Annotated in this window: 21 protein-coding genes; 13 read left to right on the plus strand and 8 right to left on the minus strand. The window is 61.3% G+C overall.

Annotation, left to right across the window (positions count from 1 at the left end; all coding sequences use genetic code 11):
- Positions 1 to 37 precede the first annotated feature (37 nt).
- The 5 genes from rng to tldD all read left to right on the plus strand — a co-directional run bounded on the left by rng (position 38) and on the right by tldD (position 8,182).
- Positions 38 to 1,507 (plus strand): ribonuclease G, encoded by a 1,470-nt coding sequence (gene rng, locus ACTG2S_RS03465; RefSeq protein ID WP_005340056.1) that lies wholly within the window; start codon positions 38 to 40, stop codon positions 1,505 to 1,507.
- Positions 1,508 to 5,401 carry a YhdP family protein gene (locus ACTG2S_RS03470; RefSeq protein WP_439981991.1) on the plus strand — a complete coding sequence of 1,298 codons (3,894 nt, stop codon included), beginning with the start codon at positions 1,508 to 1,510 and terminating at the stop codon, positions 5,399 to 5,401. It begins immediately after the preceding gene.
- Positions 5,402 to 5,435: 34 nt separating this feature from the next.
- On the plus strand, positions 5,436 to 5,756 hold the full coding sequence (locus ACTG2S_RS03475) for a Dabb family protein (protein WP_439981992.1): 321 nt from the start codon (positions 5,436 to 5,438) through the stop codon (positions 5,754 to 5,756).
- A 25-nt stretch (positions 5,757 to 5,781) separates the two neighbouring features.
- Positions 5,782 to 6,600 carry a carbon-nitrogen hydrolase family protein gene (locus ACTG2S_RS03480; RefSeq protein ID WP_439981993.1) on the plus strand — a complete coding sequence of 273 codons (819 nt, stop codon included), beginning with the start codon at positions 5,782 to 5,784 and terminating at the stop codon, positions 6,598 to 6,600.
- Positions 6,601 to 6,733: 133 nt separating this feature from the next.
- Positions 6,734 to 8,182, plus strand: a complete 1,449-nt coding sequence (gene tldD / locus ACTG2S_RS03485) for a metalloprotease TldD (RefSeq protein ID WP_439981995.1) — start codon at positions 6,734 to 6,736, stop codon at positions 8,180 to 8,182.
- Between the two features lie 131 nt (positions 8,183 to 8,313).
- Here tldD and ACTG2S_RS03490 read toward each other — a convergent pair whose 3' ends face one another.
- The 3 genes from ACTG2S_RS03490 to ACTG2S_RS03500 form a co-directional block, all read right to left on the minus strand.
- Entirely contained in the window at positions 8,314 to 8,517 is a 204-nt protein-coding gene (locus tag ACTG2S_RS03490) for a hypothetical protein (protein WP_005340062.1), read from the minus strand.
- Positions 8,518 to 8,676: 159 nt separating this feature from the next.
- Positions 8,677 to 9,399, minus strand: coding sequence for a MarC family NAAT transporter (locus ACTG2S_RS03495; RefSeq protein WP_005348656.1), 723 nt, complete (start codon positions 9,397 to 9,399; stop codon positions 8,677 to 8,679).
- 138 nt (positions 9,400 to 9,537) lie between these two features.
- Positions 9,538 to 10,857, minus strand: coding sequence for an MFS transporter (locus ACTG2S_RS03500; RefSeq protein ID WP_274161401.1), 1,320 nt, complete (start codon positions 10,855 to 10,857; stop codon positions 9,538 to 9,540).
- A 166-nt stretch (positions 10,858 to 11,023) separates the two neighbouring features.
- Between ACTG2S_RS03500 and ACTG2S_RS03505 the strand changes: the two genes are divergently transcribed.
- Positions 11,024 to 11,698 (plus strand): adenine nucleotide alpha hydrolase, encoded by a 675-nt coding sequence (locus ACTG2S_RS03505; protein ID WP_139495042.1) that lies wholly within the window; start codon positions 11,024 to 11,026, stop codon positions 11,696 to 11,698.
- Positions 11,699 to 11,805: 107 nt separating this feature from the next.
- Complete coding sequence (gene aphA / locus ACTG2S_RS03510) at positions 11,806 to 12,525, plus strand: acid phosphatase AphA (protein WP_005342927.1); 720 nt, start codon at positions 11,806 to 11,808, stop codon at positions 12,523 to 12,525.
- 72 nt (positions 12,526 to 12,597) lie between these two features.
- On the opposite strand, the gene ACTG2S_RS03515 is transcribed toward aphA, so the two are convergent.
- Entirely contained in the window at positions 12,598 to 12,864 is a 267-nt protein-coding gene (locus ACTG2S_RS03515; protein WP_005348674.1) for a hypothetical protein, read from the minus strand.
- 169 nt (positions 12,865 to 13,033) lie between these two features.
- Here ACTG2S_RS03515 and ACTG2S_RS03520 point away from each other — a divergent pair, with 169 nt between their 5' ends.
- Both ACTG2S_RS03520 and ACTG2S_RS03525 read left to right on the plus strand, forming a co-directional pair.
- On the plus strand, positions 13,034 to 13,855 hold the full coding sequence (locus ACTG2S_RS03520) for an HDOD domain-containing protein (protein ID WP_005357745.1): 822 nt from the start codon (positions 13,034 to 13,036) through the stop codon (positions 13,853 to 13,855).
- A gap of 128 nt (positions 13,856 to 13,983) precedes the next feature.
- Positions 13,984 to 14,481: a GNAT family N-acetyltransferase gene (locus tag ACTG2S_RS03525; RefSeq protein ID WP_076495867.1), complete on the plus strand. Its 498-nt coding sequence runs from the start codon at positions 13,984 to 13,986 to the stop codon at positions 14,479 to 14,481.
- A gap of 153 nt (positions 14,482 to 14,634) precedes the next feature.
- On the opposite strand, the gene ACTG2S_RS03530 is transcribed toward ACTG2S_RS03525, so the two are convergent.
- Positions 14,635 to 14,811, minus strand: coding sequence for a hypothetical protein (locus ACTG2S_RS03530; RefSeq protein WP_005340085.1), 177 nt, complete (start codon positions 14,809 to 14,811; stop codon positions 14,635 to 14,637).
- A 506-nt stretch (positions 14,812 to 15,317) separates the two neighbouring features.
- Positions 15,318 to 16,595, minus strand: coding sequence for a cation:proton antiporter (locus tag ACTG2S_RS03535; protein WP_021231596.1), 1,278 nt, complete (start codon positions 16,593 to 16,595; stop codon positions 15,318 to 15,320).
- 216 nt (positions 16,596 to 16,811) lie between these two features.
- On the opposite strand from ACTG2S_RS03535, the gene metH reads away from it, so the two are divergent.
- Together metH and rimK are read left to right on the plus strand one after the other, a co-directional pair.
- On the plus strand, positions 16,812 to 20,507 hold the full coding sequence (gene metH, locus ACTG2S_RS03540) for a methionine synthase (protein WP_439983223.1): 3,696 nt from the start codon (positions 16,812 to 16,814) through the stop codon (positions 20,505 to 20,507).
- 231 nt (positions 20,508 to 20,738) lie between these two features.
- On the plus strand, positions 20,739 to 21,635 hold the full coding sequence (rimK, locus tag ACTG2S_RS03545; protein ID WP_005340088.1) for a 30S ribosomal protein S6--L-glutamate ligase: 897 nt from the start codon (positions 20,739 to 20,741) through the stop codon (positions 21,633 to 21,635).
- Positions 21,636 to 21,730: 95 nt separating this feature from the next.
- Here the strand turns inward: rimK and ACTG2S_RS03550 are convergent, their stop codons facing one another.
- Together ACTG2S_RS03550 and ACTG2S_RS03555 are read right to left on the minus strand one after the other, a co-directional pair.
- Complete coding sequence (locus tag ACTG2S_RS03550; RefSeq protein ID WP_204384956.1) at positions 21,731 to 22,975, minus strand: sensor histidine kinase; 1,245 nt, start codon at positions 22,973 to 22,975, stop codon at positions 21,731 to 21,733.
- Positions 22,972 to 23,640, minus strand: a complete 669-nt coding sequence (locus tag ACTG2S_RS03555) for a response regulator transcription factor (protein ID WP_019446511.1) — start codon at positions 23,638 to 23,640, stop codon at positions 22,972 to 22,974. Before ACTG2S_RS03555 ends, ACTG2S_RS03550 begins: the two co-directional genes overlap by 4 nt.
- Positions 23,641 to 23,728: 88 nt before the next feature.
- Here ACTG2S_RS03555 and ACTG2S_RS03560 point away from each other — a divergent pair, with 88 nt between their 5' ends.
- Together ACTG2S_RS03560 and ACTG2S_RS03565 are read left to right on the plus strand one after the other, a co-directional pair.
- Entirely contained in the window at positions 23,729 to 24,151 is a 423-nt protein-coding gene (locus ACTG2S_RS03560; protein ID WP_005340092.1) for a hypothetical protein, read from the plus strand.
- Between the two features lie 86 nt (positions 24,152 to 24,237).
- Complete coding sequence (locus tag ACTG2S_RS03565) at positions 24,238 to 24,723, plus strand: hypothetical protein (RefSeq protein WP_279498977.1); 486 nt, start codon at positions 24,238 to 24,240, stop codon at positions 24,721 to 24,723.
- Positions 24,724 to 24,844: the final 121 nt, after the last annotated feature.

The raw sequence follows: 24,844 nt of genomic DNA on the forward strand, positions 1-24,844 counted from the left end.
TCTATAGAATTCAAAACTGGAACAGGCAAGGTTACTTATGTCGGTAGAACTGCTGGTTAACGTTACCCCCTCCGAAACCCGGGTCGCTCTGGTCGAAAACGGTCTGCTGCAGGAAGTGCATGTAGAACGTCAGGCCAAACGCGGCATCGTGGGCAATATCTACAAAGGCAAAATCAGCCGGGTGCTGCCCGGCATGCAGGCGGCATTCGTCGATATCGGCATGGACAAGGCAGCTTTTTTGCACGCCTCTGATATCGTCCCCCACACCGAGTGTGTGGCGGTGAAGGAGAAGGAGCAGTTCCAGGTCGGTAACATCGCCGAGCTGGTGCGTCAGGGGCAGGACATCATGGTGCAGGTGGTGAAAGATCCGCTGGGTACCAAGGGTGCCCGTCTCACTACCGATATCACCCTGCCATCCCGCTATCTGGTCTTTATGCCGGGCAGCGCCCACGTCGGTGTCTCCCAACGTATCGAGTCCGAAGCGGAGCGGGAGCGCCTCAAGCGCACCGTGGCCGGTTATGTGGACGAGCTGGGTGGCTACATCATCCGCACCGCCGCCGAAGGGGTGGGGGAGCAGGAGCTGGAGCAGGATGCTGCCTTCCTGAAACGCCTGTGGCGCAAGATCCTCGAGCGCAAGCAGAAGTATCCCCCCTGCAAGATCCTCTACGAGGATCCCAGTCTGGCATTCCGGGTGGTGCGCGACTTTGTCGGCGCCGAGCTCGACAAGATCCGCGTTGACTCGCGCCAGAGCTTCGATCAGCTCAAGCGCTTCACCGAGGAGTACGTGCCTGAGCTGGCCAGCAAGCTGGAGTATTATCCTGGCGAGTCGCCGATCTTCGATCTCTACGACGTGGAGAACGAGATCCAGCGGGCGCTGGAGCGCAAGGTGGAGCTGAAATCCGGCGGCTACCTCATCATCGACCAGACCGAAGCCATGACCACGGTGGATATCAACACCGGCGCCTTTGTCGGCCATCGCAATCTGGAAGAGACCATCTTCAACACCAACGTCGAGGCGACGGCGGCCATTGCCCGTCATCTGCGCCTGCGCAATCTCGGCGGCATCATCATCATCGACTTCATCGATATGCAGTCGGAAGATCACCGCCGTCGGGTGCTGCACAGCCTGGAGCAGGCGCTGTCAAAGGATCGTGCCAAGACCAACGTCAACGGCTTCTCCCAGCTCGGTCTGGTGGAGATGACCCGCAAGCGCACCCGCGAGAGTCTGGAGCATGTGCTCTGCTCCGAGTGCCCCGAGTGCAAGGGGCGCGGCCGGGTCAAGACGGTGGAGTCGGTCTGCTTCGAGATCCTGCGGGAGATCATTCGGGTCAATCGTGCCTATGATGCGGATCAGTTCACCGTCTACGCGGCCCCGGCCGTGGCCGACTACCTCCATGGCGAGGAGTCCCACAGTCTGGCGGAGCTGGAAGTGTTCATCGGCAAGCAGGTGCGGGTAGTGAGCGAACCCCTCTGTGGTCAGGAGCAGTTCGACGTGGTGATGATGTAATTGGTCTATCGCTGGCTGAGTCGGGGCTGGTTGGCCCTGGGGGTCCTGTTCGTACTGATGGCCATGCTGGTCACGCTGGTACGGGTCGGAGGCCCTTTGCTGAATCAATACCGGGAGAGTCTGATCCACACTCTGCTGGGCGATTCACAACTCAAGGTCAGCGTGGAGCAAGTGGGGCTGGACTGGACACAGTCCGGGCCCGCCCTCGAACTGCAGCAACTCGCCATCGCCCCGGATTCGGGGCGTTTTGCCGTACAGCTCGGCAAAGCCTGGGTGCATCTCGACTTCTGGCGCACTATTAACGAGCTCAAGCCGGTCTTTGGCGAGCTGATCCTGAGCGATGGCGATATCACCATCGACTTGCGCCAACCGGCTGACGAGAGCCCCTCCGGCGATCCCCAGCAGGGCGCCCTGCTGCGCTTTCTGCTGACCCAGCTCTCTACCTTCGATGTGCACAACACTCGTCTCAGCGTCACCACTTCCCTCGGTGATCTCCGCGCCCTCGACATCGCCCAACTGCGCTGGCAGAACCGCGGCAAGCGCCATCAGGGGGTCGGCAAGGCTTACCTCATCAACGGGGTGGGCGAGAGCACCCTCGATCTGATTCTGGATGTGGACGCCCCGACTGCTCGGCTCGATCGCCTCAAGGGTCAGCTCTATCTGGGGGCCCGCCAGCTCGATATCACCCCGACCCTGGCCAAGATCCATGCGGGCGAACCCAAGGTTGCCGGTCAGCTCGACTTCCAGCTCTGGAGCGAGTTTGACAGCGGCAAGCTGGGCAATACCCTGCTGGCGTTTGGCAACAACTACCTGATCTGGAAGGATCCCAAGAAAGGGGATATGCACCGTTTCGGTCTCGATGGTGGCAAGATCCAGCTGCGCCGTGACGGCACTGACTGGCAACTGGCCAGCCACAACGTCACCTTCAAGCTGGACGGCAAACCCTGGTTGCAGAGCCGCTTGCAGCTGGAGCGGATCGGGGAGCGGGTGCAGGGCTATCTGCCCAGCATAGAGTTCGACAAGATCACCCAGATCAGTCAGTTGGTCTCGGCGCTCTACCCCACACTCTGCGAGACCCTGCGCCAGACCAATCCGCAGGGTTCGTTGCAGGGTCTGACGCTGCTGGCCAATGCCGACTGGCAGGATCTCTCCCTCAGTGGCCGCTTCAGCAAGGTGCGTCTCAAGGCCTGGCAAGATATACCCGGGATGCAGGATCTCAACGGCGAGTTCTGGCTTACCCCGACCGGCGGTAGCGCCAGATTGGCGCTGGCGAACGACAAGGTGGATCCCGCCCGTCACTTCAAGATGCCGATCCCGGTCGACAACTTCTCGGCCCGCCTCGACTGGTGGCGCGAGGAACAGGGCTGGGTGCTCTACGGGCAGGATATCGCGCTGGATAACCCGGACCTGACCCTGTCCAGCCGTTTCCGCCTCGATCTGTTCGAGCACCCTTTCCTCGCCCTGACCGGTCGCATCGATGTGAAGAATGCGGGCCATGCGGATCGCTACTTCCCGCTGCAGGCGATGGACAAGGGGCTGGTGGATTACCTGAGCGGCGCCATCAAGGGGGGCAAGGCCAAGGGGGCCGACCTGCTCTGGTATGGGGAGTTTCGGGATTTCCCCTACGACAACGGCAAGGGCATCTTCCAGGTGGCGGTGCCGCTGGAGCAGGCCACCTACGAGTTCTTCCCCGGTTGGCAACCGCTCACCGACCTGCAGATCGACCTGTTGTTCCAGAATGCCGGTCTCGATATGCGCAGCCGATCCACCAAACTCGGCAAGGCGAGCTCCGACTCGGTGCATGCCTGGATCCCGGATCTCTCCCCCGGCGCCCACCTCTATGTGGATGCCAAGGTGCAGGGAGAGGGCAAGGCCATCAGCGACTACCTGCAGGACTCTCCGCTGGGCAGTTCGGTTGGTCAGGCGCTGCGGGAGATCGAGATCCGCGGCCCGATGGCAGGATCGGTCAAGCTCGATATTCCTCTCGATGGCGAGAGCGAGGTGAAGGCGAGCGGTGATGCCATCTTCAGCAACAACAAGGTGCGGGTTGCCAGTCTGGATCTGCCGCTGGAGAAGGTGCTGGGGCGCCTCGAATATGACAACGAGCAGACCCGTTTCAGCAACCTCAAGGCGAGCCTGTGGAACCAGCCGCTGACCCTCGACTATCAGGGGCGCCAGCATCCGGATCACTATCAGGTCGACCTCGATTTCAAGGGGCAGTGGGATAGCCGGCGCCAGCCCACTGCCATCTCTTCGTACGGTATCCTCAACGGTCGCAGCAACTGGGGCGGCAAGCTCGGGTTGACCCTGCCCGAGAGCAAGCCGTTCAGCTTCCAGCTGGCGCTCGACTCCAACCTGCAGGGGATGGGGCTGGATCTGCCGCTGCCGCTGGCCAAGAGCAGTGCCAGCCGGCTGCCGCTCAAGGTGATCGCTCGTGGCCGGGATGGCAGCGCCGACATTCGTGCCGTGCTGGGGGCGGATGTGGATATGCAGACCCGACTGGTCTACGGCGAAGGGGTGCCTTATCTCAGCCGGGTGCGGGTCGATGTGGGTCAGCCGGGCGCCCGGGTAATGCGCGATGCCCCCATGCTGCTCGCCATCAACCAGCAGGAGGCCGATGTCGGTGGCTGGCTGGCGCGACTTAAACAATGGCTGCCGGCGCAGAATCAGACCGGCAACGCGGTGGTCGGCCCCGCCTTCCTGCCACAGGAGTGGTGGGTGGATGGACAGCTGGCCCGCGCCTATATCGGCAGCGCCACCCTCAAGGCGGCGCGTTTCACCGTGGGGCCGACCAATCAGGCTACCGAAGTGATGATCGACAGCCCCGATGTGATGGGGGTGATCCGCCTGCCCGCAGTGGCCAATCGCCCGGTGGATGCCAAGTTTGCCCGCATCTACTGGTCTGGCAAGAGTTCGGATCTCAGCCCGGATCCCGATGCCAAGCAGGACAACGCCATCATGGCCTCCATCCCCTGGTTGAAGGTGAGCTGTGTCGATTGCCGCTTTGGTGAGCTACCTCTTGGTGAAGTGAAAGGGGAGCTGGTGCCCGGCGCCAACAAGGTGACCCTCAAGGGGCTGGATGTGCGGCTGGCGGGGAGTCAGCTCACCGGCAGCGTCGACTGGCTGGCCGATGACAACCGGATGCAGACCCGTGCCCGTGGCAAGCTGACCAGCAACAACAGCGAGCTGCTGCTCAAGCGGCTCGGCTACACCTCGCCCATCGGTGATGCCCCCGGCTCCCTCGCTTTTGATCTGAACTGGCAGGATGTGCCCTACCGCCCGAGTCTGCCGACTCTGGGGGGAAGTGCCAACTATCAGCTGGAGGGCGGCACCCTGCGGGAGGTCAACGACAAGGGGGCGCGACTGCTCTCCCTGCTCAGCCTCGATTCCCTGCTGCGCAAGCTGCGGCTCGATTTTCGCGATGTGTTCGACAAGGGCTTCTACTTCGAATCCATGTCCGCCTCTGCCACCATCAAGCAGGGGCAGGTAAGCAACGATGATTTCTATATGAAGGGGGCGGCAGGCAACCTGCGCGGTGAGGGGATCGCCGATCTGGTGCGCTGGCGGCTCGACTACGAGCTGAGCTTCTCCCCCAATCTGGGGGGCACCCTGCCGGTGGTGGCGGCCTTCTCCATCACTCCGGTCACGGGTCTCTATGTGCTGGCCCTCTCCAAACTGCTGGAGCCGGTGGTGGATGTGGTGACCCGCATCGATTTTCGCATCTCGGGCCCGCTCGACGCACCCAAGCTGATCGAGGCGGGACGAGATCGCGCGCGCATCAAGCTCAACCAGCAGCAGAAAGAGGCGGTTGACGCCGTTGCCCCCGGCCTGCCGACCCAAGAGGTGACCCCTTTCCTGCTGAGCCCCAAACACGCGGGGCCTGCTCAGCGCTGAACGAGCGGCCCGGCACCATCACAAGGAGTGAGCCATGATCCGACATATCCTGCTGATCGCCTTCAAGCCGGACACCCAGCCTGCCCGGATAGATGCGGTGCGTACCGCCTTTCTCGCCATTCCCCATCAGGTCAGCGGCGTGACCGCCGTGGAGTGGGGTCGGGATGACAGCCCGGAGGGGCGGGCCGATGGGTTTACCCACAGCGTGCTGATGACCTTCGCCGACGAAGCAGCCCGCCAGCGCTATCTGCCCCATCCTGATCACGATGCCCTCAAGGCCATCTTCCGCCCGGTGCTGGAGCGCATCATAGTGCTGGATTACACCCTGCAGGCGGGGGATGCTGTCACCGTCTGATGGCCCAAGCGACAAGGAGAACGTCATGTGGTTAGCCGCAATACAGCTGGTATCTGGTCGTCACTGGCAGGATAACCGGGAGCAGATCGTCGCCGAGCTGGCGGCCTTGCCTAAAGAGCGGCCGCTACTGGTGCTGTTGCCTGAGAACTTTGCCCTGTTTGGCGAACGGCAGGGCTATCTGGATGGGGCCGAGGCCATAGATGAGGGCCCGATCCAGCAGCAACTGGCTGAATGGGCCCGCGATTATGGCATCTGGCTGGTGGCCGGTGCTATGCCGACAAGAATGCCGACCACCATCTCAGGTTCCGACCATATCCACACCAGCTCGCTGGTGTTTAACCCAAGCGGTGAGCTCAGGGGCCATTACCACAAGATCCACCTGTTTGACGTGGATGTGGCGGATAATCACGGCCGCTACCGTGAGTCGGAGACCTTCAGCCCGGGGGAGGCGCCTGTGTTGGTGGACTCTCCCTTTGGTCCCCTCGGCCTCTCGATCTGTTATGATCTGCGCTTTCCCGAGCTCTACCGCCAGTTGGCCCGAGCTGGTGCGCGCGTGCTGCTGGTGCCTGCCGCCTTTACCGCCGTGACCGGCGAGGTGCACTGGGAGCCGCTGCTGCGGGCCCGCGCCATCGAAAACCAGTGTTACGTAGTCGCTGCCAATCAGGGCGGCACTCACGAGACAGGGCGCCAGACCTGGGGCCACAGCATGGTGATCGACCCCTGGGGTCGGGTGCTGGCGAGCAAAGAGTCCGGGGGCGGCACAGTGCTGGCGAAGATGGAGCCCGGGCTTATCGACGAATTGAAACGCACCATGCCAGTGCTGCAACACGCCCGTTTGCTCTGATGGTGTGGTGAAAAATTGAAACGCAGCCGTTTGCCCGTGCTGGAGCATGCCCGTTTGTTGTGATGGTGTGGCTTGTTGCCAACCCGTCGGCAAGACGATTTAAAACAGCTCGTTACGAGAGTGGAGAAGAAGATTGAGTCTATTGAGCCAGGTTAGTGCCTCCCTGTTGGCCCCGAACGACCTCGATGAAGGGCGCCTGCAGCAGCTGCTCGGCAGCCTGATGAGCCATCAGGTTGAGTTCGGCGATCTCTATTTCCAGCGCAGCTGGCACGAGTCCTGGATGCTGGAAGATGGCATCGTCAAGGATGGCAGCTACAACATCGATCAGGGGGTCGGGGTGCGCGCCGTCAGCGGCGAGAAGACTGGCTTCGCCTACTCGGACGAGCTGAGCCTGCTGGCACTGCAACAGTCGGTGACTGCCGCTCGCGGCATCGCCGCCGCAGGTGCTCACGGCAAGGTGAAGGCATGGGCGCGCACCGAAGCGAACCTGCTCTATCCGGCCATGGATCCGCTGCAGACCCTCGACAAGCACCAGAAGATCGCCCTGCTGGAGCAGATGGACAAGTTCGCTCGAAGTCTGGATCCCGCCATCAATCAGGTGATGGCCTCCATCAGCGGCGTCTACGAAGAGGTGCTGGTGGCAGCCACCGACGGTACCCTGGCCGCCGATGTGCGTCCGCTGGTGCGGCTGTCGGTGACCGTGATCGCCGAGAAGGGCGATCGCCGCGAGCGTGGCAGTGCCGGTGGCGGTGGCCGCTTTGGTTACGACTGGTTCCTCGAACTGGACGGGCTGGAGAGCCGCGCTTTTGGCTATGTGCGTGAAGCTGTGCGTCAGGCGCTGGTCAATCTGGAAGCCATCGACGCGCCAGCCGGTACCATGCCGGTGGTGCTGGGCTCCGGCTGGCCTGGCGTGCTGCTGCACGAGGCGGTGGGCCACGGTCTGGAGGGGGATTTCAACCGCAAGGGATCTTCCGCATTTGCTGGCCGCATCGGCGAGCAGGTGGCCTCCAAGCACTGTACCATCGTCGATGATGGCACCCTGCCGGGTCGGCGCGGCTCCGTCTCCATCGATGACGAGGGCACACCGGGTGGCTACAACGTGCTGATCGAGAACGGCATCCTCAAGGGTTACCTGCAGGACAAGCAGAATGCCCGTCTGATGGGGGTACCGCTCACCGGCAACGGGCGCCGCGAATCCTACGCCGCCATGCCGATGCCACGCATGACCAACACCTATATGCTGGCGGGTCAGTATGATCCGGCCGAGATCATCGCCTCGGTGAAGAAGGGGATCTATGCCCCCAACTTCGGCGGCGGTCAGGTGGACATCACCTCCGGCAAGTTTGTCTTCTCTGCCTCCGAGGCTTACCTCATCGAGGATGGCAAGATCACCGTTCCCATCAAGGGCGCGACCCTGATCGGCAACGGCCCTGAGGCGATGAGCCAGGTCTCCATGGTGGGTAGCGACCTTGCGCTGGATCGCGGGGTTGGCATCTGCGGCAAGGAGGGGCAGAGCGTACCAGTCGGTGTCGGCCAGCCCACCCTCAAACTGGATCAGCTCACCGTGGGTGGCACGTCGTAGGTTGGGTTAGCCGCGCAGCGGCGTAACCCGATGCATTCAAACCCCGGCCCTTGCCGGGGTTTTGCTATTCAGGGAACCACAGGCAACAAAAAGCCCCGGTCGGTGGACCGGGGCTGGCGGGTTATTCGGTATCAGTTGACGGATATGGCGCGGGCGTCGATAAAATAGCGAGCGTTACCCTGTTTGTCGATCTGGATTTTGGCTACCAGCTGCTCTTGATCTTTATATTCCCAGCGTTGCTCGATCTTGGCGAGGGATGGGCTCGCAATCCCAACCACGTTCAGGTACTCGTGAAACAGGCTATGGCTCCCTATTTCGGTCAGCATCTTGTCCATCTGCATACTCTCCTGAAGTTGAGTGGGTATTCATCAACAAACCTATCAGCGTCCATCTGAATACAGTCTGTATGAAAAACAAACTAACTCATTTGTGTGTCAATAACATGATCAGGGACAAGATCAGTGCAGATCGTCAGGGACTTTTTGATACCGTTTTCAATCAGAGCCGGTGGGCTTCTGCGGCAACTGATCAAACGTGCCGGAAGCCTTTGGTAGCGCCGGTGCGGTTTGCACGGTCTGGCCGCCGTGGAATACCGGATCCTGTGCCACTTCCTTGATGCCGTTGATGCAAAACTGCATACCCATGCAGACCAGCAGGAAGCCCATGATACGGGTCATGGCGTCGATGCCGGTGGCGCCCAGGATCTTGCAGACCGGATCCGCCAGCTTCAACACTCCCCAGCTGATCAGGCTCATCAGGGCAAACGCCGTTACCACACCGGCGTAGATGGTGAGGCGGTTGTATTCGTCCGGCAGCTCGGCGATCTGGGCGGCCCCGCTTATCACCAGCGCCATGGTGCCGGGCCCGCACATGCTGGGCATGGTGAGCGGTACGAAGGCAATGCTCTGGTTTATATCGACCCCGCTCTGCTGGCTGGGGGCGGGGAACAACATGCGAAAGCCGATAAAGCCGATGATGAGGCCACCGGCCAGGCGCAAGCCCGGAATGGAGATCCCGAACAGATCCAGGATCGAGGATCCGATAAAGAAGGTGATGCAGAGGGTGCAGAACAGATAGATGGCGGCCAGATTGACCTGACGGCGCACGTGTTCGCGCGACATCCCCTTGCTCAGTCCCAGCAGCAGGGTGGCCGTGGTGGGCGGGTTGACCATGGGCAGCAGCGCCAGCAAGGTGAGTAATACGACCTGAAAGAACATCTTGAGCCTCGGATAAAGAGTTGGAAGCCATGGGGCGATGCGGGTGGCAGGCCCCAGAGGGAGGCTATCTTATGCTGGCGAAACTGAATATAAGCAGTACAAAAAAGCCCCGGCAGATACCGGGGCTTGTTGTTCGGGTCAGGCCGCTTGTGGCGCTTGCTGCTGCCGGATGGCCCGTTGCTGGAACCAGAGCCAGAGACCGATGGCGAAACCCAGCACCGACAGGCTTACCACATAGTGGGAGGGGGCCAGCATGTCGCTCTTCATCCAGAGGGTCACCGCCATCGGGGTGAGGCCGCCGAAGATGGCGTAGGCCACGTTGTAGGAGAATGACAGACCGGAGAAACGCACCACCGGCGGGAAGGCGTTGACCATCACGTAAGGCACGGCGCCGACAATCCCGACCGCAAAGCCCGCCAGCATATAGAGCGGCACCAGCTGGCTCGTGCCGGCCGCCAGACCGTGATAGAAGGCGTAGCTGGAGCCAGCCAGCAGCAGGGAGCCGAACATGAAGGTGAGACCGCTGCCCAGCAGGTCGATCAGTCGGCCATAGACGATGCAGCCGAGGGTCAGGGCAACAATCGCCAGCGAGTTGGCGGTCAGGGCGTCAGCCGGGCTGATGCCATAGATCTTCTGCAGATAGGTGGGGGTCATCAGGATCACCACCACGATACCGGCGGAGAGCAGCCAGGTGAGCAGCATGGAGACCACCACGCTGCTCTTGTGGTTGCGCAGCACCGACTTGAGGGGGAGCTCATCGGCCAGGGTCTTGTTGGCTTTCATCTCGGCGAAGACCGGGGTTTCGTGCAACCAGCGACGCAGGTACATGGCGACGATGCCGAAGATACCACCGAGCAGGAAGGGCACTCGCCAGCCCCACTCGCTCACTTCGGCTGGTGTCAGGTTCTTGTTGACCGCAGTGGCTATGAGGGAGCCAAGCAGGATGCCGGCCGTCAATCCCGCCGTGAGCGTGCCGCAGGCGACCCCGACCCGACGGGCAGGAACGTGCTCGGCGACAAACACCCAGGCGCCCGGCACTTCACCGCCGATGGCGGCGCCTTGCAGGATCCGCAGGCCCAGAAGGGCGATGGGGGCGCCGATGCCGAGCACCGCATAGGTGGGCAGCAGACCGATCAACAGGGTCGGCAGCGCCATCATGATGATGCTGAGGGTGAACATCCGCTTGCGACCGATGAGATCGCCAAAGTGGGCCATGATGATGCCGCCGAGCGGGCGGGCCAGATAACCGGCGGCGAAGATGCCGAAGGTCTGGAACTGGCGCAGCCACTCGGGAATGTCGGCCGGGAAGAACAGCTCGCCGATGACCACGGCGAAGAAGACGAAGATGATGAAGTCGTAAAACTCCAGCGCGCCGCCGAGGGCAGCCAGACTCAGGGTTTTGTAATCCTGTCGATTGAGGGGGCGGGCGTGATCGTGCTGTTGTGTGGTCGTGGTCATATCCGTATGTTTCCCATCGGTTTTTTTAGTTATTGTCACCCCGTGCAAGGGGCATATACAGGTGATCGAGAGTATGCTGCCTGCCTCTTGTGTGTAAATCGCGCAATTCGCAACACTGTCTTGCATCTTTTTGGGGCAATCCGAGTGCCCCGTTGGCGGAGGAATGATGGAAAAGAAACGGGTACTGCTCTCCTGGAGCAGCGGTAAGGATTGCGCATGGGCATTGCATCAGTTGCGGCAAGACCCCGCCATCGAGGTGGTGGGGCTGTTTACTACCCTCAATCAGGCATTCGAGCGGGTGGCGATGCACGGGGTGCGCAAGCAGCTGTTGACCGAGCAGGCCGCCTGTGTAGGGCTGCCCCTCATCACCATCGATCTGCCCTGGCCCTGCAGCAACGAGGATTACGCCCGCATCATGACCGGCTTTATCGCCGATGTGATGGCACAGGGGATCCGCCATATGGCCTTTGGCGACTTGTTCCTAGAGGATGTGCGCGCCTACCGTGAAAAGCAGCTGGCAGGTACCGGCATCGAACCACTATTCCCGCTGTGGGGCAGCAATACCCGTGAACTGGCGCCGCAGATGGTGGCCGCTGGGTTGAAGGCGCGGATCAGTGCTCTCGACCCGAACAAGCTGGATGCCAGCCTGGGTGGCCATGACTTTGACGAGGCACTGCTGGCGGCGTTGCCGGAGGGGGTCGATCCGTGCGGCGAGAACGGCGAGTTTCACACCCTGGCCTATGATGGCCCCATGTTCTCCCGTCCGCTCGGCATTCGGGTCGGTGAAACAGTGCTGCGCGACGGCTTTGTCTTTACCGATCTGCTGCCAATCAAGGATTAATTATCGGGCGTCAAATGCTCCCTTTTTGCAGGAGCATTCACAGATTTGAGAGGCGGGATGGGGGCACTATTGGCCCCCTCTTTTGATTGAAGGTGACAACCTGCCTTATGAAACACATCTCTCGTCCGGCGCTGCTTGCCTCCTTGCTGGCTGCGGCCCTCTCTCTGCCTGCCGTGGCGGGTCAAGCCGCTACCGTTCAGCCGATCCCTGCCGGTGTCACCACCGTCACTCTGGCCCAGCAGGCACCGATCCACTGGGTATCAGTGGAGCAGATTGCCAAGAGTCTGGATGGCCTGCCCCCGATGGCGGTCGGGTTTGATATCGACGATACCCTGCTCTTCTCCAGCCCGGGTTTTTATCGCGGCAAACAGGAGTTCTCGCCCAACGACGAGAGCTATCTGAAGAACCCCGCCTTCTGGGAGAAGATGAATAACGGCTGGGATGCGTTCAGCATGCCGAAAGAGGTGGGCAAGGCGCTCATCGCCATGCATCTCAAGCGCGGTGACCACATCTATTTCGTCACCGGCCGCTCGGCCACCAAGACCGAAACCGTGAGCCAGACTCTGCAGCAGACCATGAATATTCCGGCCGACCAGCTCAATCCGGTGATCTTCGCCGGTGATCAGCCGGGCCAGAACACCAAGGTGCAGTGGCTCAAGGATAAGCAGATGAAGCTCTTCTACGGAGACGCCGATGGGGATATCAAGGCGGCGCAGGAGGTCGGTATTCGCGGCATTCGTCTGCTGCGGGCCGCCAACTCCAGCTATCGGCCACTGCCGTTGGCAGGGGCGCTGGGGGAAGAGGTGATCATCAACTCCCAGTTCTGATCCGGAGTGGATCCATGCAAAAGGGCGGGACCATTGGCACCCGCCCTTTTTGCATCCGTTATCCAGCTAGGGTCAGTCGTCTGCCCACGGCATCTCGGGCAGGCTGTCGAGGAACTCGCCGTAACGGGTCAGATTGAAGGGGCCCTGATCGGCCTCCATCGCCATCAGCTCGGCACCGAGGGCGCAGGCGATATATTGCAGCGCCTCTTCTCGCGGGGTGCCCTTCATTACCAGCCGCATCAGGGTCGCCTTCACATGGGGCGGGTGACCGTCGTTGAGCTGGTTCTCCACCATCTCCAGCAGCGCGTCTTCATCAAAAAATTCCTGAGTGTCGTTCATGGGATATCCGCAACAGTGAATGTGGCGGCCAGTATAGCCTGAATGTGACTAACACCTTGAATGACCAGCGAATAAACAATCCGATGGGGAGGCCATTTGTTACCCATAATTAGGAGGAGTTTGCCAAGGCAAACAGGTTGGAACACAGATAACATGGATGGACACGCCTATGCCCACGATAGATTCCCTGCTGGCCGAGCCCAAGCTACTGCCCCAGATCCCGGAAGTGATGCGCGATTTGATCCAGACCTTCAATGAAAAGGATCCGGATCTGCTCAAGATCAGCAAGTTGATCAACAAGGACCCTGTCATCTCCGCCAAGTTGCTGCGGCTGGCCAACTCGGCCAAATTCGGCAGCAGTCGTCAGATCGGCACCGTCAATGAAGCCGCGGTGCGGCTGGGATTGGCGATGGTGCGCAACATGGTGCTGGCCTGCGGGCTCACCGAGTCGGTCACTGCAGTGCCCGGCATTGACCTCAAACATTTCTGGGGCTGCGTCTTCAACGTGGCGGAGCTGGCGCGTCGTCTGGCGGTGAAGAAGGGGATGAAAGGGGATGAGGTCTTTACCTGCGCCCTGCTCTACGATCTCGGCCGCTTGGTGATGCACGTAGGCTTGCCGGAAAACACTGTCCACCACATTCACGATCTGGAATTGCACAAGGGGCGCGCCAAGGCGGAAGAGCTGGTGGTCGGCTTCAACTATGCCCAGGTCGGGGCGGCCATGGCACGCTACTGGAAGTTCCCCGAGACCATCAGCAATGCGGTGGAGTATCACTACAACCCCATGCTGGCCAAGGAGTTCTCCGCCGAGGCCGGGTTGATCCATCTGGCGATCGTGCTGGCTGCGCAATCCGATGTGGGGGAAGAGGCGCCCCCCGAGTGGCCCCACAAAGTGGCAGACGCGCTGGGGCTGAGCTGGGCCGATTGTGCCGCCCAGTTCACTGCGCTGCGCGAGCAGGGTAATGGCTACGCCGGGTTGCTGGCTGCCTGAGCCCGTTTATCCCATCTCATCAGGGGCCAACGCGGCCCCTTTTTCATGGCAGATGGCGCCACAGGCTTGCCAGCTCGGGAGTGACGGGGCACTCTTTGCCCTTCACTTTCCGTTTGAGAGCCCTTGCCATGATTGCCTCCTCCCGCCTGATCCTGCGCGAAATGATCGTCACCGACGCCCCCTTCATCCTTGAGCTGCTCAATGACGGCGACTTTTATCGTTACATCGGTGATCGGGGCATTCGCACCCTCGAACAGGCGCAGGAGTATATCCAGCAGGGACCGGCGGTCAGCTATGCCCGCTATGGTCACGGACTCTATCTGGTGGAGCGCAAGGAGGACGGTGTCAGCCTCGGTATCTGCGGTTTGATCAAGCGCGACACCCTGGAACAGGTCGATATCGGTTACGCCTTCCTGCCGCAATATCGCGGTCAGGGCTACGCCATTGAAGCGGCGCAGGCCGCCCTTGCCGATGGCAAAAGCCGGTTGGGGATCGGGCAGGTGGTCGCCATCGTCACCCCGGGCAACGAGCGATCCATCGGCCTGCTGGCCAAGCTGGGGTTGGTGCGCAGTCGATTGGTCAAATTGAGCGAAGATGCTGACGAATGCCTGCTGCTGGAGCAGTGATCAAGGTCAGAGAGCTGAAAAGCAAATGGCGAGGTAGCTGTCATGCTGAGTGACAAGCAAGAGGCTGGATCTGGCTAAAGGCGTGAGAGAAGCAAAGAGGCCGCCGTGAGTTGCGGCCTGTCTGCATCGGGCGCTGCCGGAGGGCAGGCAGGATCAGTTGAGGTCTTCGATGGAGAACTCGCCAGCGATACCATCACAGGAGATGGCGAAACCGCCGCTGAAGCGGGTGCTGAACTGGATCAGAAACGCATCATTGTCGTGCTCTTGCACAGGCAGGTTGATGGGCTTGCTGCGACGCAGGGGCTTGTGTGTTTGTACTGCTTTCATCATGGTATTTCTCTATATAAATTAGGTGTTTGCTCCTTGTATTGGCAAATGTCAGGTCAATGGGCGCGGTCGATTGGGTGAACGACAAGCGCGCAGGAATACCCAGCCCGGTTAAGGGGCGTCTGCACTTTCAAGGAATATGCTGATGCATAAATCAAATTGGGTGGGCAGATCGGGTCTGCACCGTGAGAGCCGGGCAACGCAGGCAGACAGCCTGACGGTTCTCAAGGCGAGTAAATCAGAAGAAGGTTATGCGGGTACTGGCAGGATTCATCGTGAGGTGAAGCATTGCAGGGTAAACATAAACAGGGCTGATTAACTAGCCGACGCGCATTCTCTCCTCGAAATGAATAAAAAGCAAACAATAATTTGCCGATGTTGAAGTCCGTACGCTTTTCCTCTGTGTAATCAAGGTGCTATCAGCAGCAAATATCCGCAGCTATCCGCCATAAAAAGAGGGCTCCCGACGGGAGCCCTCTCTCATTCTGCAATCAGCACAGTGGGCCGACTCAGTAGTCGCCACAGGCCTTCTTGGCAGCCGTGATCATCGGGGTGATGGTCATGCCTTGCACCACGATGGAGAACATCACCACCGAGTAGGTCATCACCAGGATGACCTGACGCAGGTCGACGCCATGTTCCGGGATCATCATGACGCCGGAGGGGAGTGCCAGTGCCATCGCCATGGCCAGACCACCGCGCAGGCCACCCCAGGTGAGGATCCGCACCGAGAAGGTGTTGTAATTGCGGAATCGGCGGAAAGCCACATAGGGCAGCGACACGCTGATAAAGCGGGCGCCCAGGCAGAGCGGCACCGCAATGACCAGCAGGATCCAGTCACGCCAGGCGAGATCCAGCAGTACCAGCGCCAGACCGATCAGCAGGAACAGCAGGGCGTTGAGGAACTGGTCCATCAACTCCCAGAAGTGATCCAGGTGATGGCTGCTCTGCTCGGAGAAGCCGGAGTGACGGGTCCAGTTGCCGATCATGATGCCGGTGACCACCATGGCCAGTGCGCCGGAGACGCCGATCATGTTGGCAAAGGCAAAGCCGGCGGTCGGGATACAGAGGGTCAGCAGCAGCTCCAATGAACCGTCATCGGTGGCGCTGATCATCACGTGGGCGATGAGGCCCAGCACGGCACCGAACAGGATGCCGCCGAGGGCTTCGTGCAGGAACAGACCGGCTACGCTACCGAAGGTGGGCTCGACACCGCCAAAGGCGACGGCAAACACGGTGGCGAAGATGACGAGGCCAACACCATCGTTGAACAGGGATTCCCCTTCGATCTGGATGGCGATCTGGGGCGGCGCCTTCATCTTCTTGACGATGGCCAGTACGGCAATCGGGTCAGTGGGGGAGATCAGCGCGCCGAACAGCATGCAGTAGACCAGCGGCAACTCCCAGCCCAGCAGCTTGGCGATAAACCAGAAGCCGTAGCCGATGAGGAAGGTGGAGAGCAGGGTGGCAATGATGGCCAGAATGGTGATCTCCCACTTCTGGCTACGCAGCGCCTTGAGGTTGATGCCAAGGCCACCGGCGAACAGCAGGAAGCCCAGAATCCCCTTCAGCAGGAAGTTCTGGAAGTCGATGCTCTCCATGGTCTTGACGGCGAGAGGTTCCAGATTGAACCAACCCAGTTTGCCAAACAGCACCAGCAGTGCGGAGATCAGCATGGAGCCCGCAGTAATGGCGATGGTGGTCTGGATCTTCACAACATACTGGTTGGCAAAGGCGATAAAAATCGCCAACGCTGCCAGAAAACAGAGTGTGTAGTAGACGCTCATAGTTATTTTTTTCTCGTTGGTAGACAGCAAGCACGTATCCCTATGCAGGACGGGCATAGGTTACTCTCGGGCCCTATGTTACTCATTACCCATAAATGAGTATATGGTGGCGCATTTGGACTGATAGACGGCTAGATTTCCATTTTATTTGTTTGCTGTTAGGATGCTGTTTACGCAGTTGCATGGATGTAAGAGGAACACGCGGTGTCGAACGTAATGTCGAGCAGAGAGCCGAGCAAGCAGTCGGACGTAACAAAGAAGCTGGAAGCCTGCCTCAGGGAGCGGATCCTGATCATCGACGGGGCCATGGGCACCATGATCCAGGGCTACAAGCTGGGGGAGGCCGATTATCGGGGTGAGCGGTTTGCCGACTGGCATACCGACATCAAGGGCAACAACGATCTGCTGGTGCTGACCCGTCCGGCGGTGATCCGCGAGATCCACGAGCAGTATTGCGCTGCCGGGGCCGACATTCTCGAGACCAACACCTTCAACGCCACTCGCATCGCCATGGCCGATTACGAGATGGAAGAGTTTTCCGCCGAGATCAACCGTGAAGCCGCCCGTCTGGCCCGCACCGTGGCGGACGAGTGGACGGCAAAAGATCCCGCCAAGCCGCGCTTCGTGGCAGGGGTGTTGGGCCCCACCAACCGCACCGCCTCCATCTCGCCGGATGTGAACGATCCCGGCAAGCGCAATGTCACCTATGACCAGCTGGTGGCCGCCTACACCGAATCGACCCACGCCCTGATCGAGGGCGGCGCTGACATCATTCTGATCGAGACCATCTTCGATACCCTCAACGCCAAGGCCGCCGCCTTCGCGGTGGAAGGGGTGTTCGAGGCGCTGGGCTACAGCCTGCCGGTGATGATCTCCGGCACCATTACCGATGCCTCCGGCCGTACCCTCTCCGGCCAGACCACCGAAGCCTTCTACCACTCGCTGCGCCACGTAAAACCGGTGTCGTTCGGCCTCAACTGTGCGTTGGGGCCCGATGAGCTGCGCCAGTATGTGGAGGAGTTGTCTCGCATCAGCGAGACCCATGTCAGTGCCCACCCCAACGCCGGTCTGCCCAATGCGTTCGGCGAGTACGACCTCGATGCCGTCGAGATGGCGGCGCATATCCGCGAGTGGGCCCAAAGCGGCTTCCTCAACATGGTCGGCGGTTGTTGCGGCACCACCCCGACCCATATCCGCGCCATGGCGGACGCCGTGGCGGGCATCAAGCCGCGCGTGCTGCCCGAGCTGCCGGTGGCCTGCCGCCTGTCGGGCCTCGAGCCGCTGATCATTACCCCTGAATCCATGTTCGTGAACGTGGGGGAGCGCACCAACGTCACCGGTTCGGCCAAGTTCAAGCGGCTGATCAAGGAGGGGCTGTACGACGAGGCGCTCGATGTTGCCAAGCAGCAGGTAGAGAACGGCGCCCAGATCATCGACATCAACATGGACGAGGGGATGCTGGACGCCGAAGCGGCCATGGTGCGCTTCCTGAACCTCATCGCCGGTGAGCCGGATATCGCCCGGGTGCCGGTGATGATCGACTCCTCCAAGTGGGATGTGCTGGAAGCGGGCCTCAAATGCGTGCAGGGCAAGCCGGTGGTCAACTCCATCTCCATGAAAGAGGGGGAGGAGAAGTTTATCCAGCAGGCGAAACTGCTGCGCCGCTACGGCGCTGCCGTCATCGTGATGGCGTTCGATGAAGCGGGTCAGGCCGATACCCGCGCCCGCAAGTTCGAGATCTGCCAGCGTGCCTACCGGATCCTGGTGGATCAGGTCGGTTTCCCGCCGGAAGACATCATCTTCGACCCCAATATCTTCGCGGTAGCGACCGGCATCGACGAGCACAACAACTACGCGGTGGACTTCATCGAGGCGGTGAAGGACATCAAAACGCACCTGCCCCACGCAATGATCTCCGGCGGCGTCTCCAACGTCTCGTTTTCGTTTCGCGGCAACGAGCCGGTGCGCGAAGCCATTCACGCCGTCTTCCTCTACCACGCCATCAAGAACGGCATGGACATGGGGATCGTCAACGCCGGTCAGCTCGCCATCTATGAAGACATTCCGGCGGAGCTGAAAGAGAAGGTCGAGGCGGTGGTGCTCAACCTCAATGACAATGCCACCGAGGAGCTGCTGGCCATCGCCGAGAAGTATCGCGGTGCCGGTGCCCAGGCAGAGGATCCGCGGGATCAGGAGTGGCGCAGCTGGCCGGTGGGCAAACGGCTGGAGCACGCACTGGTCAAGGGGATCACCGACTTTATCGAAGAGGATACCGAAGAGGCGCGCGCCGGTGCCGAGAAGCCGCTGCACGTCATCGAAGGGCCGTTGATGGATGGTATGAACGTGGTCGGCGACCTGTTCGGTGCGGGCAAGATGTTCCTGCCGCAGGTGGTGAAATCGGCGCGGGTGATGAAGCGGGCGGTGGCCTATCTGCAGCCCTATATCGAGGCGGAAAAGTCGGGCGGCTCCAGCAACGGCAAAATCGTGCTGGCGACCGTGAAAGGGGACGTGCACGACATCGGCAAGAACATTGTCGGGGTGGTGCTGCAGTGCAACAACTTCGAGATTGTCGACCTTGGGGTCATGGTCTCCTGCGAGACCATTCTCAAGACTGCGCGGGAGGTCGGCGCCGATATCATCGGGCTGTCGGGTCTCATCACCCCGTCGCTGGACGAGATGGTGCACGTGGCCAAGGAGATGGAGCGTCAGGGATTCAAGCTGCCGCTGCTGATCGGCGGTGCCACCACCTCCAAGGCCCACACTGCGGTGAAGATCGAGCAGAACTACTCGGAGCCTGTGGTCTATGTCTCCAATGCCTCCCGCGCGGTGGGGGTGGCCCAGAGCCTGCTCAGCCCGGACCTGAAGGAGGCATTTGTCGCCCGCATCGACAAGGAGTACGAGATCGCCCGGGATCAGCATGCCCGCAAGCAGCCGCGCTCCCGCCCGGTCAGTCTGGCCCATGCCCGCGCCAACCGCCACCAGCTGGATTGGGTTGGCTACCAGCCCCCCAAGCCCCGCGAGCTCGGGGTGCAGAAGTTCGAAGATGTGGCCATTTCGGTGCTGCGCCCCTACATCGACTGGACGCCGTTCTTCCTCAGCTGGGAGCTGGCGGGCAAGTATCCGCGCATCCTCGAGGACGAGATCATTGGCGAGGAGGCGACCAAGCTGTTTGCCGACGCCAACGCCATGCTGGATCAACTGGAAAAGGAGCAGAGTGTGCGCTGCGCCGGGGTGATCGGCCTGTTCCCAGCCAACGCGGTAGGGGACAGCATCGAGGTCTACAGCGACGAGTCGCGCACCGAGGTCATCAAGGTGCTGCATCACCTGCGCCAGCAGAGCGAGAAGCAGGGCTTCCCCAACTACTGTCTGGCGGACTATGTGGCACCGAAAGAGAGCGGCAAACCCGACTGGATCGGCGCCTTCGCGGTGACCGGCGGTATCGGTGAGGAGGCCATCGCCAAGGCCTACAAGGCGCAGCACGATGACTACAACGCCATCCTTATTCAGGCGGTGTGCGACCGTCTGGCCGAGGCCTTCGCCGAGTATCTGCACGAGCAGGTGCGCAAGGTGCACTGGGGTTATGCCCCGGACGAGGCCCTCAGCAACGAGGAGCTGATCCGCGAAAACTATCAGGGCATCCGTCCGGCGCCCGGTTATCCGGCCTGCCCGGAGCACACCGAGAAGGGGAGCATCTGGGAGCTGCTGGAGGTGGAGCAGGCTATCGGCATGCAGCTCACCGAATCCTACGCCATGTGGCCGGGGGCGGCGGTGTCGGGCTGGTACTTCTCCCACCCCGAGAGCAAATACTTCGCGGTGGCGCAGATCCAGCAAGATCAGGTGGAAGATTACGCTGTTCGCAAGGGGATGACGCTGGCAGAGGCCGAGCGCTGGTTGGGGCCAAACCTGAACTGACTCCCGCGTGACATCGGTTGATCTTTAACGAGAAACGGCGGCATCCTTGCTCGGGTTGAACAACCTGCGCAGAGCCGCCGTTTAACCTGTTGGTCACAGTGATGTGGTAGCGTGCGGTTTGGTGTGGTTTGTCTTGTTGTCAGGATAAACAATTGGCGTTGTCTTGGCGCTGTGGCACCTTATACTCTCCCGCCCCATCCTGCCCAGGCATAGCCTTCTAGCGGAATTGTCATGAAGATCGCCATTTTATCCCGTGAGCCGAAAAACTACTCCACCCGCCGTCTGGTCGAGGTGGCACAGGCGCGCGGTCATCAGGTAGAGGTGCTCGACACCCTGCGTTGCTATATGAATATCGCTTCCCACAACCCCTCCATTCACTACGAGGGTGGGGAGCTGGGAAGTTATGACGCCGTGATCCCCCGGATCGGGGCCAGCATTACCGCCTACGGCACCGCCGTGCTGCGCCAGTTCGAGATGATGAACACCATGGCCCTCAACAGCTCGGTGGCCATCAGCCGTTCCCGCGACAAGTTGCGGGCGATGCAACTGCTCTCCCGCCACGGCATCGGCCTGCCCATCACCGGCTATGCCCACAGCACCCACGACGTGCCCGACCTCATCACCATGGTGGGCGGGGCGCCGCTGGTGGTGAAGCTGCTGGAGGGAACCCAGGGGATTGGCGTGGTGCTCTGCGAGACTCAGAAGGCCGCCGAGAGCGTGATCGAGGCTTTTATCCAGACCAACAACAACATTCTGGTGCAGGAGTATATCCGCGAGGCCAATGGCGCCGACATCCGCTGTCTGGTGGTCAATGGCAAGGTGGTTGCCGCCATGCGCCGTCAGGCCCAGCCGGGGGAGTTTCGCTCCAACCTGCACCGTGGCGGCACCGCCGAGGCGATCAAGATCACCCCGGAAGAGCGCGCCACCGCGGTGCAGGCTGCCAAGATCATGGGGCTGGATGTGGCGGGGGTGGATATCCTGCGTAGCGCCCGTGGCCCGCTGGTGCTGGAGGTCAACTCCTCCCCCGGATTGCAAGGGGTGGAAGCCGCCTCCGGCAAGGATGTGGCCGGCAAGATCATCGAGTTCCTCGAACTCAAGGCGAGCCGCAAGAATAAACCGGCGGAGTGAGCCTCAGGCTTGCATCTGTCAGATAGAAACAGGGCGCCCTCGGGCGCCTTGTTGCTATCTGGCTGGTGGGCTGGCGGTGCCACTGCTCCCTCACCCTAACCCTCTCCCAAAGGGAGAGGGAACTGTTCGGCAGTGATCATCGCCAGCCGGGCGCTGAAAATTCCGTCCTTCAGCCGGGTATCGATCTGCCAGCCCAGCTTCTCGCAGATGCGCTGGATGATGGTGAGGCCACAGCCGTAGCCGAGGATCTGATCCGGAGCCGCCGCCGTCGGGTTGCTGATGGTGAGCACCGGGCCACACAGCTCGATGTCGATATGTCCTTCGGCATAGCTCAGGGCATTTTTCAGCAGGTTGCCGAGGGCGATGGCGAGCAGGGAGAGGGGTGCATTTACTTCGCTGCTCTCATCCAGATTAAGCCGGATATCGAGGGCCTCCCGCTGCAATAGCGGGGCGAGGCGGGCCAGCTCCTGGCGGATCAGCGGGGTGACCTGTTGCAGCGGTCGCTCCACAGCCTCCTTGCGGCCCAGCAGCAGGAAGGTCTCGGTGAGCAGTGCCATCTCGTCGGCGGCGGCGCGGATGCGGGTGGTGGCGCGGGCGGCTGGCGCGGGCAGATCCGTCACCTTGCCGAGCAGGGCCGCCGAGCCCTGGATCACCATGTTGGGGGTGCGCAGCTCGTGGCTGGCGAAGCGGCTGAACTCCTGCTCGCGAGCGAATACGGCGCTCACCTCCTGCTTGCCGGCCAGCAGCGCCAGCTCGATATCCCGCAGCTCCTGCCAGGGGGCGTCGGGCTCGAAATCCGCTTGATCCGGGGTGAGGTGGGCGACCCTCTGTTGCAGCCGTTGCAGCGGCCCCGTGATATGGCGTACCAGCCAGATGCCGAAGCCGAGGCAGCCGAGCAGCAGGGTCACCCCGATCAGCCGGGTCGCCAGATGCAGCTTGTCTTCGTAGGGGTCGAGGTAGTCGTCAGCGTCGTCGTTGAAGACCAGATAGAGCAGTCCCTCGCCGGAGGGGTGGCGGGCCACCAGAAAGTGTTTGTCCTCCTTGCCCAGCTGGTGCTCGAAAAAGCCGGGAGTCTGGTAGGGCTTCAACCACTTGGGCAAGCGGCCCGCCTCGGTCCAGTAGCTGGAGAACTGTCTGGGGCTCGGGGCTGCCGCAGCCGGGCCGAGTCGCAGCCAGTCATCGCTGTAGCGGGTCACTTCGGCTTCCAGCCAGTGGCGCAGGCTCAGCTCTTCCATCTTGTCCTCGGCCACCAGCATTAGACCGGAGAGCAGGATCAGCAGCACCACCCCGGCGCCGCCGAGCGCCATGATCAGGCGGCGACGCAGGCTCGGCAGGCTCATGCGCTCACCAGTCGGTAGCCCTGGCCGTGGAGGGTCTCCAGCATGGGAGTGGGGAAGGGTTTGTCGAGCGCGTTGCGCAGGGCGTAGATGTGGCTGCGCAGGGCATCGGAGTCGGGCTCCTCATCCCCCCAGACGGTGTCGAGCACCTCCTGACGGCTGACGATGGCGGGGGCGCGGCGGGCCAGCAGGGCGAGGATTTGGAACGGGATCTTGCCGAGCTTGAGGGGCTCACCGGCACGGGTGGCGCGGCCGCTGGCGACATCGACCGTCAGATCGCCAAAGCTGATGGCCCCCACATCGCCGCGCGGGCCACGCAGGCTGAGGGCTTGCAGCCGCACCTCCAGCTCCTCCATGGCGAACGGCTTGACCAGATAGTCATCCCCTCCCGCCTTGAAGCCTGCCAGCTTGTCTTCCAGGCTGTCGCGGGCGGTGAGAAACAGCACGGGAGTGGCAATCCCCTGCTCGCGCAGGCGCGCTACCGTGCTGAGGCCATCGAGGCGCGGCATCATCACATCCATGATGATGACGTCGAAACGCTGTTCCTCCAGCAGTTGCAGCGCCGCCTGACCGTGATAGGCACAATCGAGGCGGTGACCGGCCAGCTCCAGATAATCCATGATGGTTTCCGCCACCTGAGGATTGTCTTCCACTACCAAAATCTTCATGCTTTGCTCTCCTGGTTGGCGAGCGTTTCACGCTCTTTTCACACCGGATTCGGCATCCTGTTTGCCAGTGTAACCCCGAGGATCCCTGATGAAGAAGTCTCTCTGCGCCCTTCTGCTGCTGATATTGTTGCCACTTGGCACCGCACAGGCGACCGAATTCAAACTGACCGGCCGCACCACCTGGCAGCTTGGCCAGTTGATGGTCAACGGCATGCCGTTCGTGATCGACGACCAGACCCGCTTCAAGGATTGGCTCAACGAAGATGATCTCGGCGGTACCTGGGTCGAGATGAAAGGGGTGGTGGAGAACGGCGTGCGCTATGTGCGCAAGGTCGAGGCCCTCGACGAAGATGACAAGGACGAGATGGATCTGGAAGGGCCGGTCGAAGGGGGGCGGATCTGGGGCTACACCACCTCGGACAATAGTCTGGCGCCATTCGAAGGGCGCTGGCTCGAGCTGGAATGCAAGTTTGACGGCATGCGCCTGAGCCGCTGCCGCGAGGATGACTGATCCGATCTCTGCGTTCCGATTAGAAATGCTCCCGAATGAAGCCCATGCTTGTCCTGCATGGGCTTTTTGTTCAGGGACGAACGAAGATGGAACAATCGAGAAAGTGGTGTGCATGGATGCTGGGTGTACCGCTCTGGGCGGCGCAGGCGGGAGCCGACGAATTGTGGCTGGTGGAGCTGGAGCACAGCGACGGCATCCGCCTGCAATTTCAGGGGGCCGAGGTGGAGCAGGGCAGTGCCGCCATCTGGCGGCAGGGGGAGATTTGGCCGCAGCCACTCAAGCCCGGCGACCAGCTCGCCCTGCTGGTGGCCGATGGCGTTGCCACCCGGATTGAGCTGCTGGCCGCCAGAGTCCCGCGGGCCAATCAGCCCTGGCAGCGGGCGCAAGATCGCCTGCAATCCTTCGATGACCGGCAGCTCACGCTGGCCACCCTGGGCACTGTGCCACTCAATCCGCAGGTGCGCTGGGTCAACGGTTCGGCCGCCGATCTGCATGCCGGGAGCGAGCTGGTATTGATCCGTTCGGCGGATGGCATATTGCAGGGAATTGAAGTGATCAATCCGGAAGAGTAATTCAGCATCTTCTTATTTAATATAGTTTCACCATATTGTGGCAGCCATTAAATAATGGCTGCCACAATATTTATGAGTTATTCCTCAATAAAGTCATCGCTCTAATTATTTTCCTGTATCA

Source organism: Aeromonas sp. 82P, assembly GCF_051919365.1.
Lineage (GTDB): Bacteria > Pseudomonadota > Gammaproteobacteria > Enterobacterales > Aeromonadaceae > Aeromonas > Aeromonas veronii.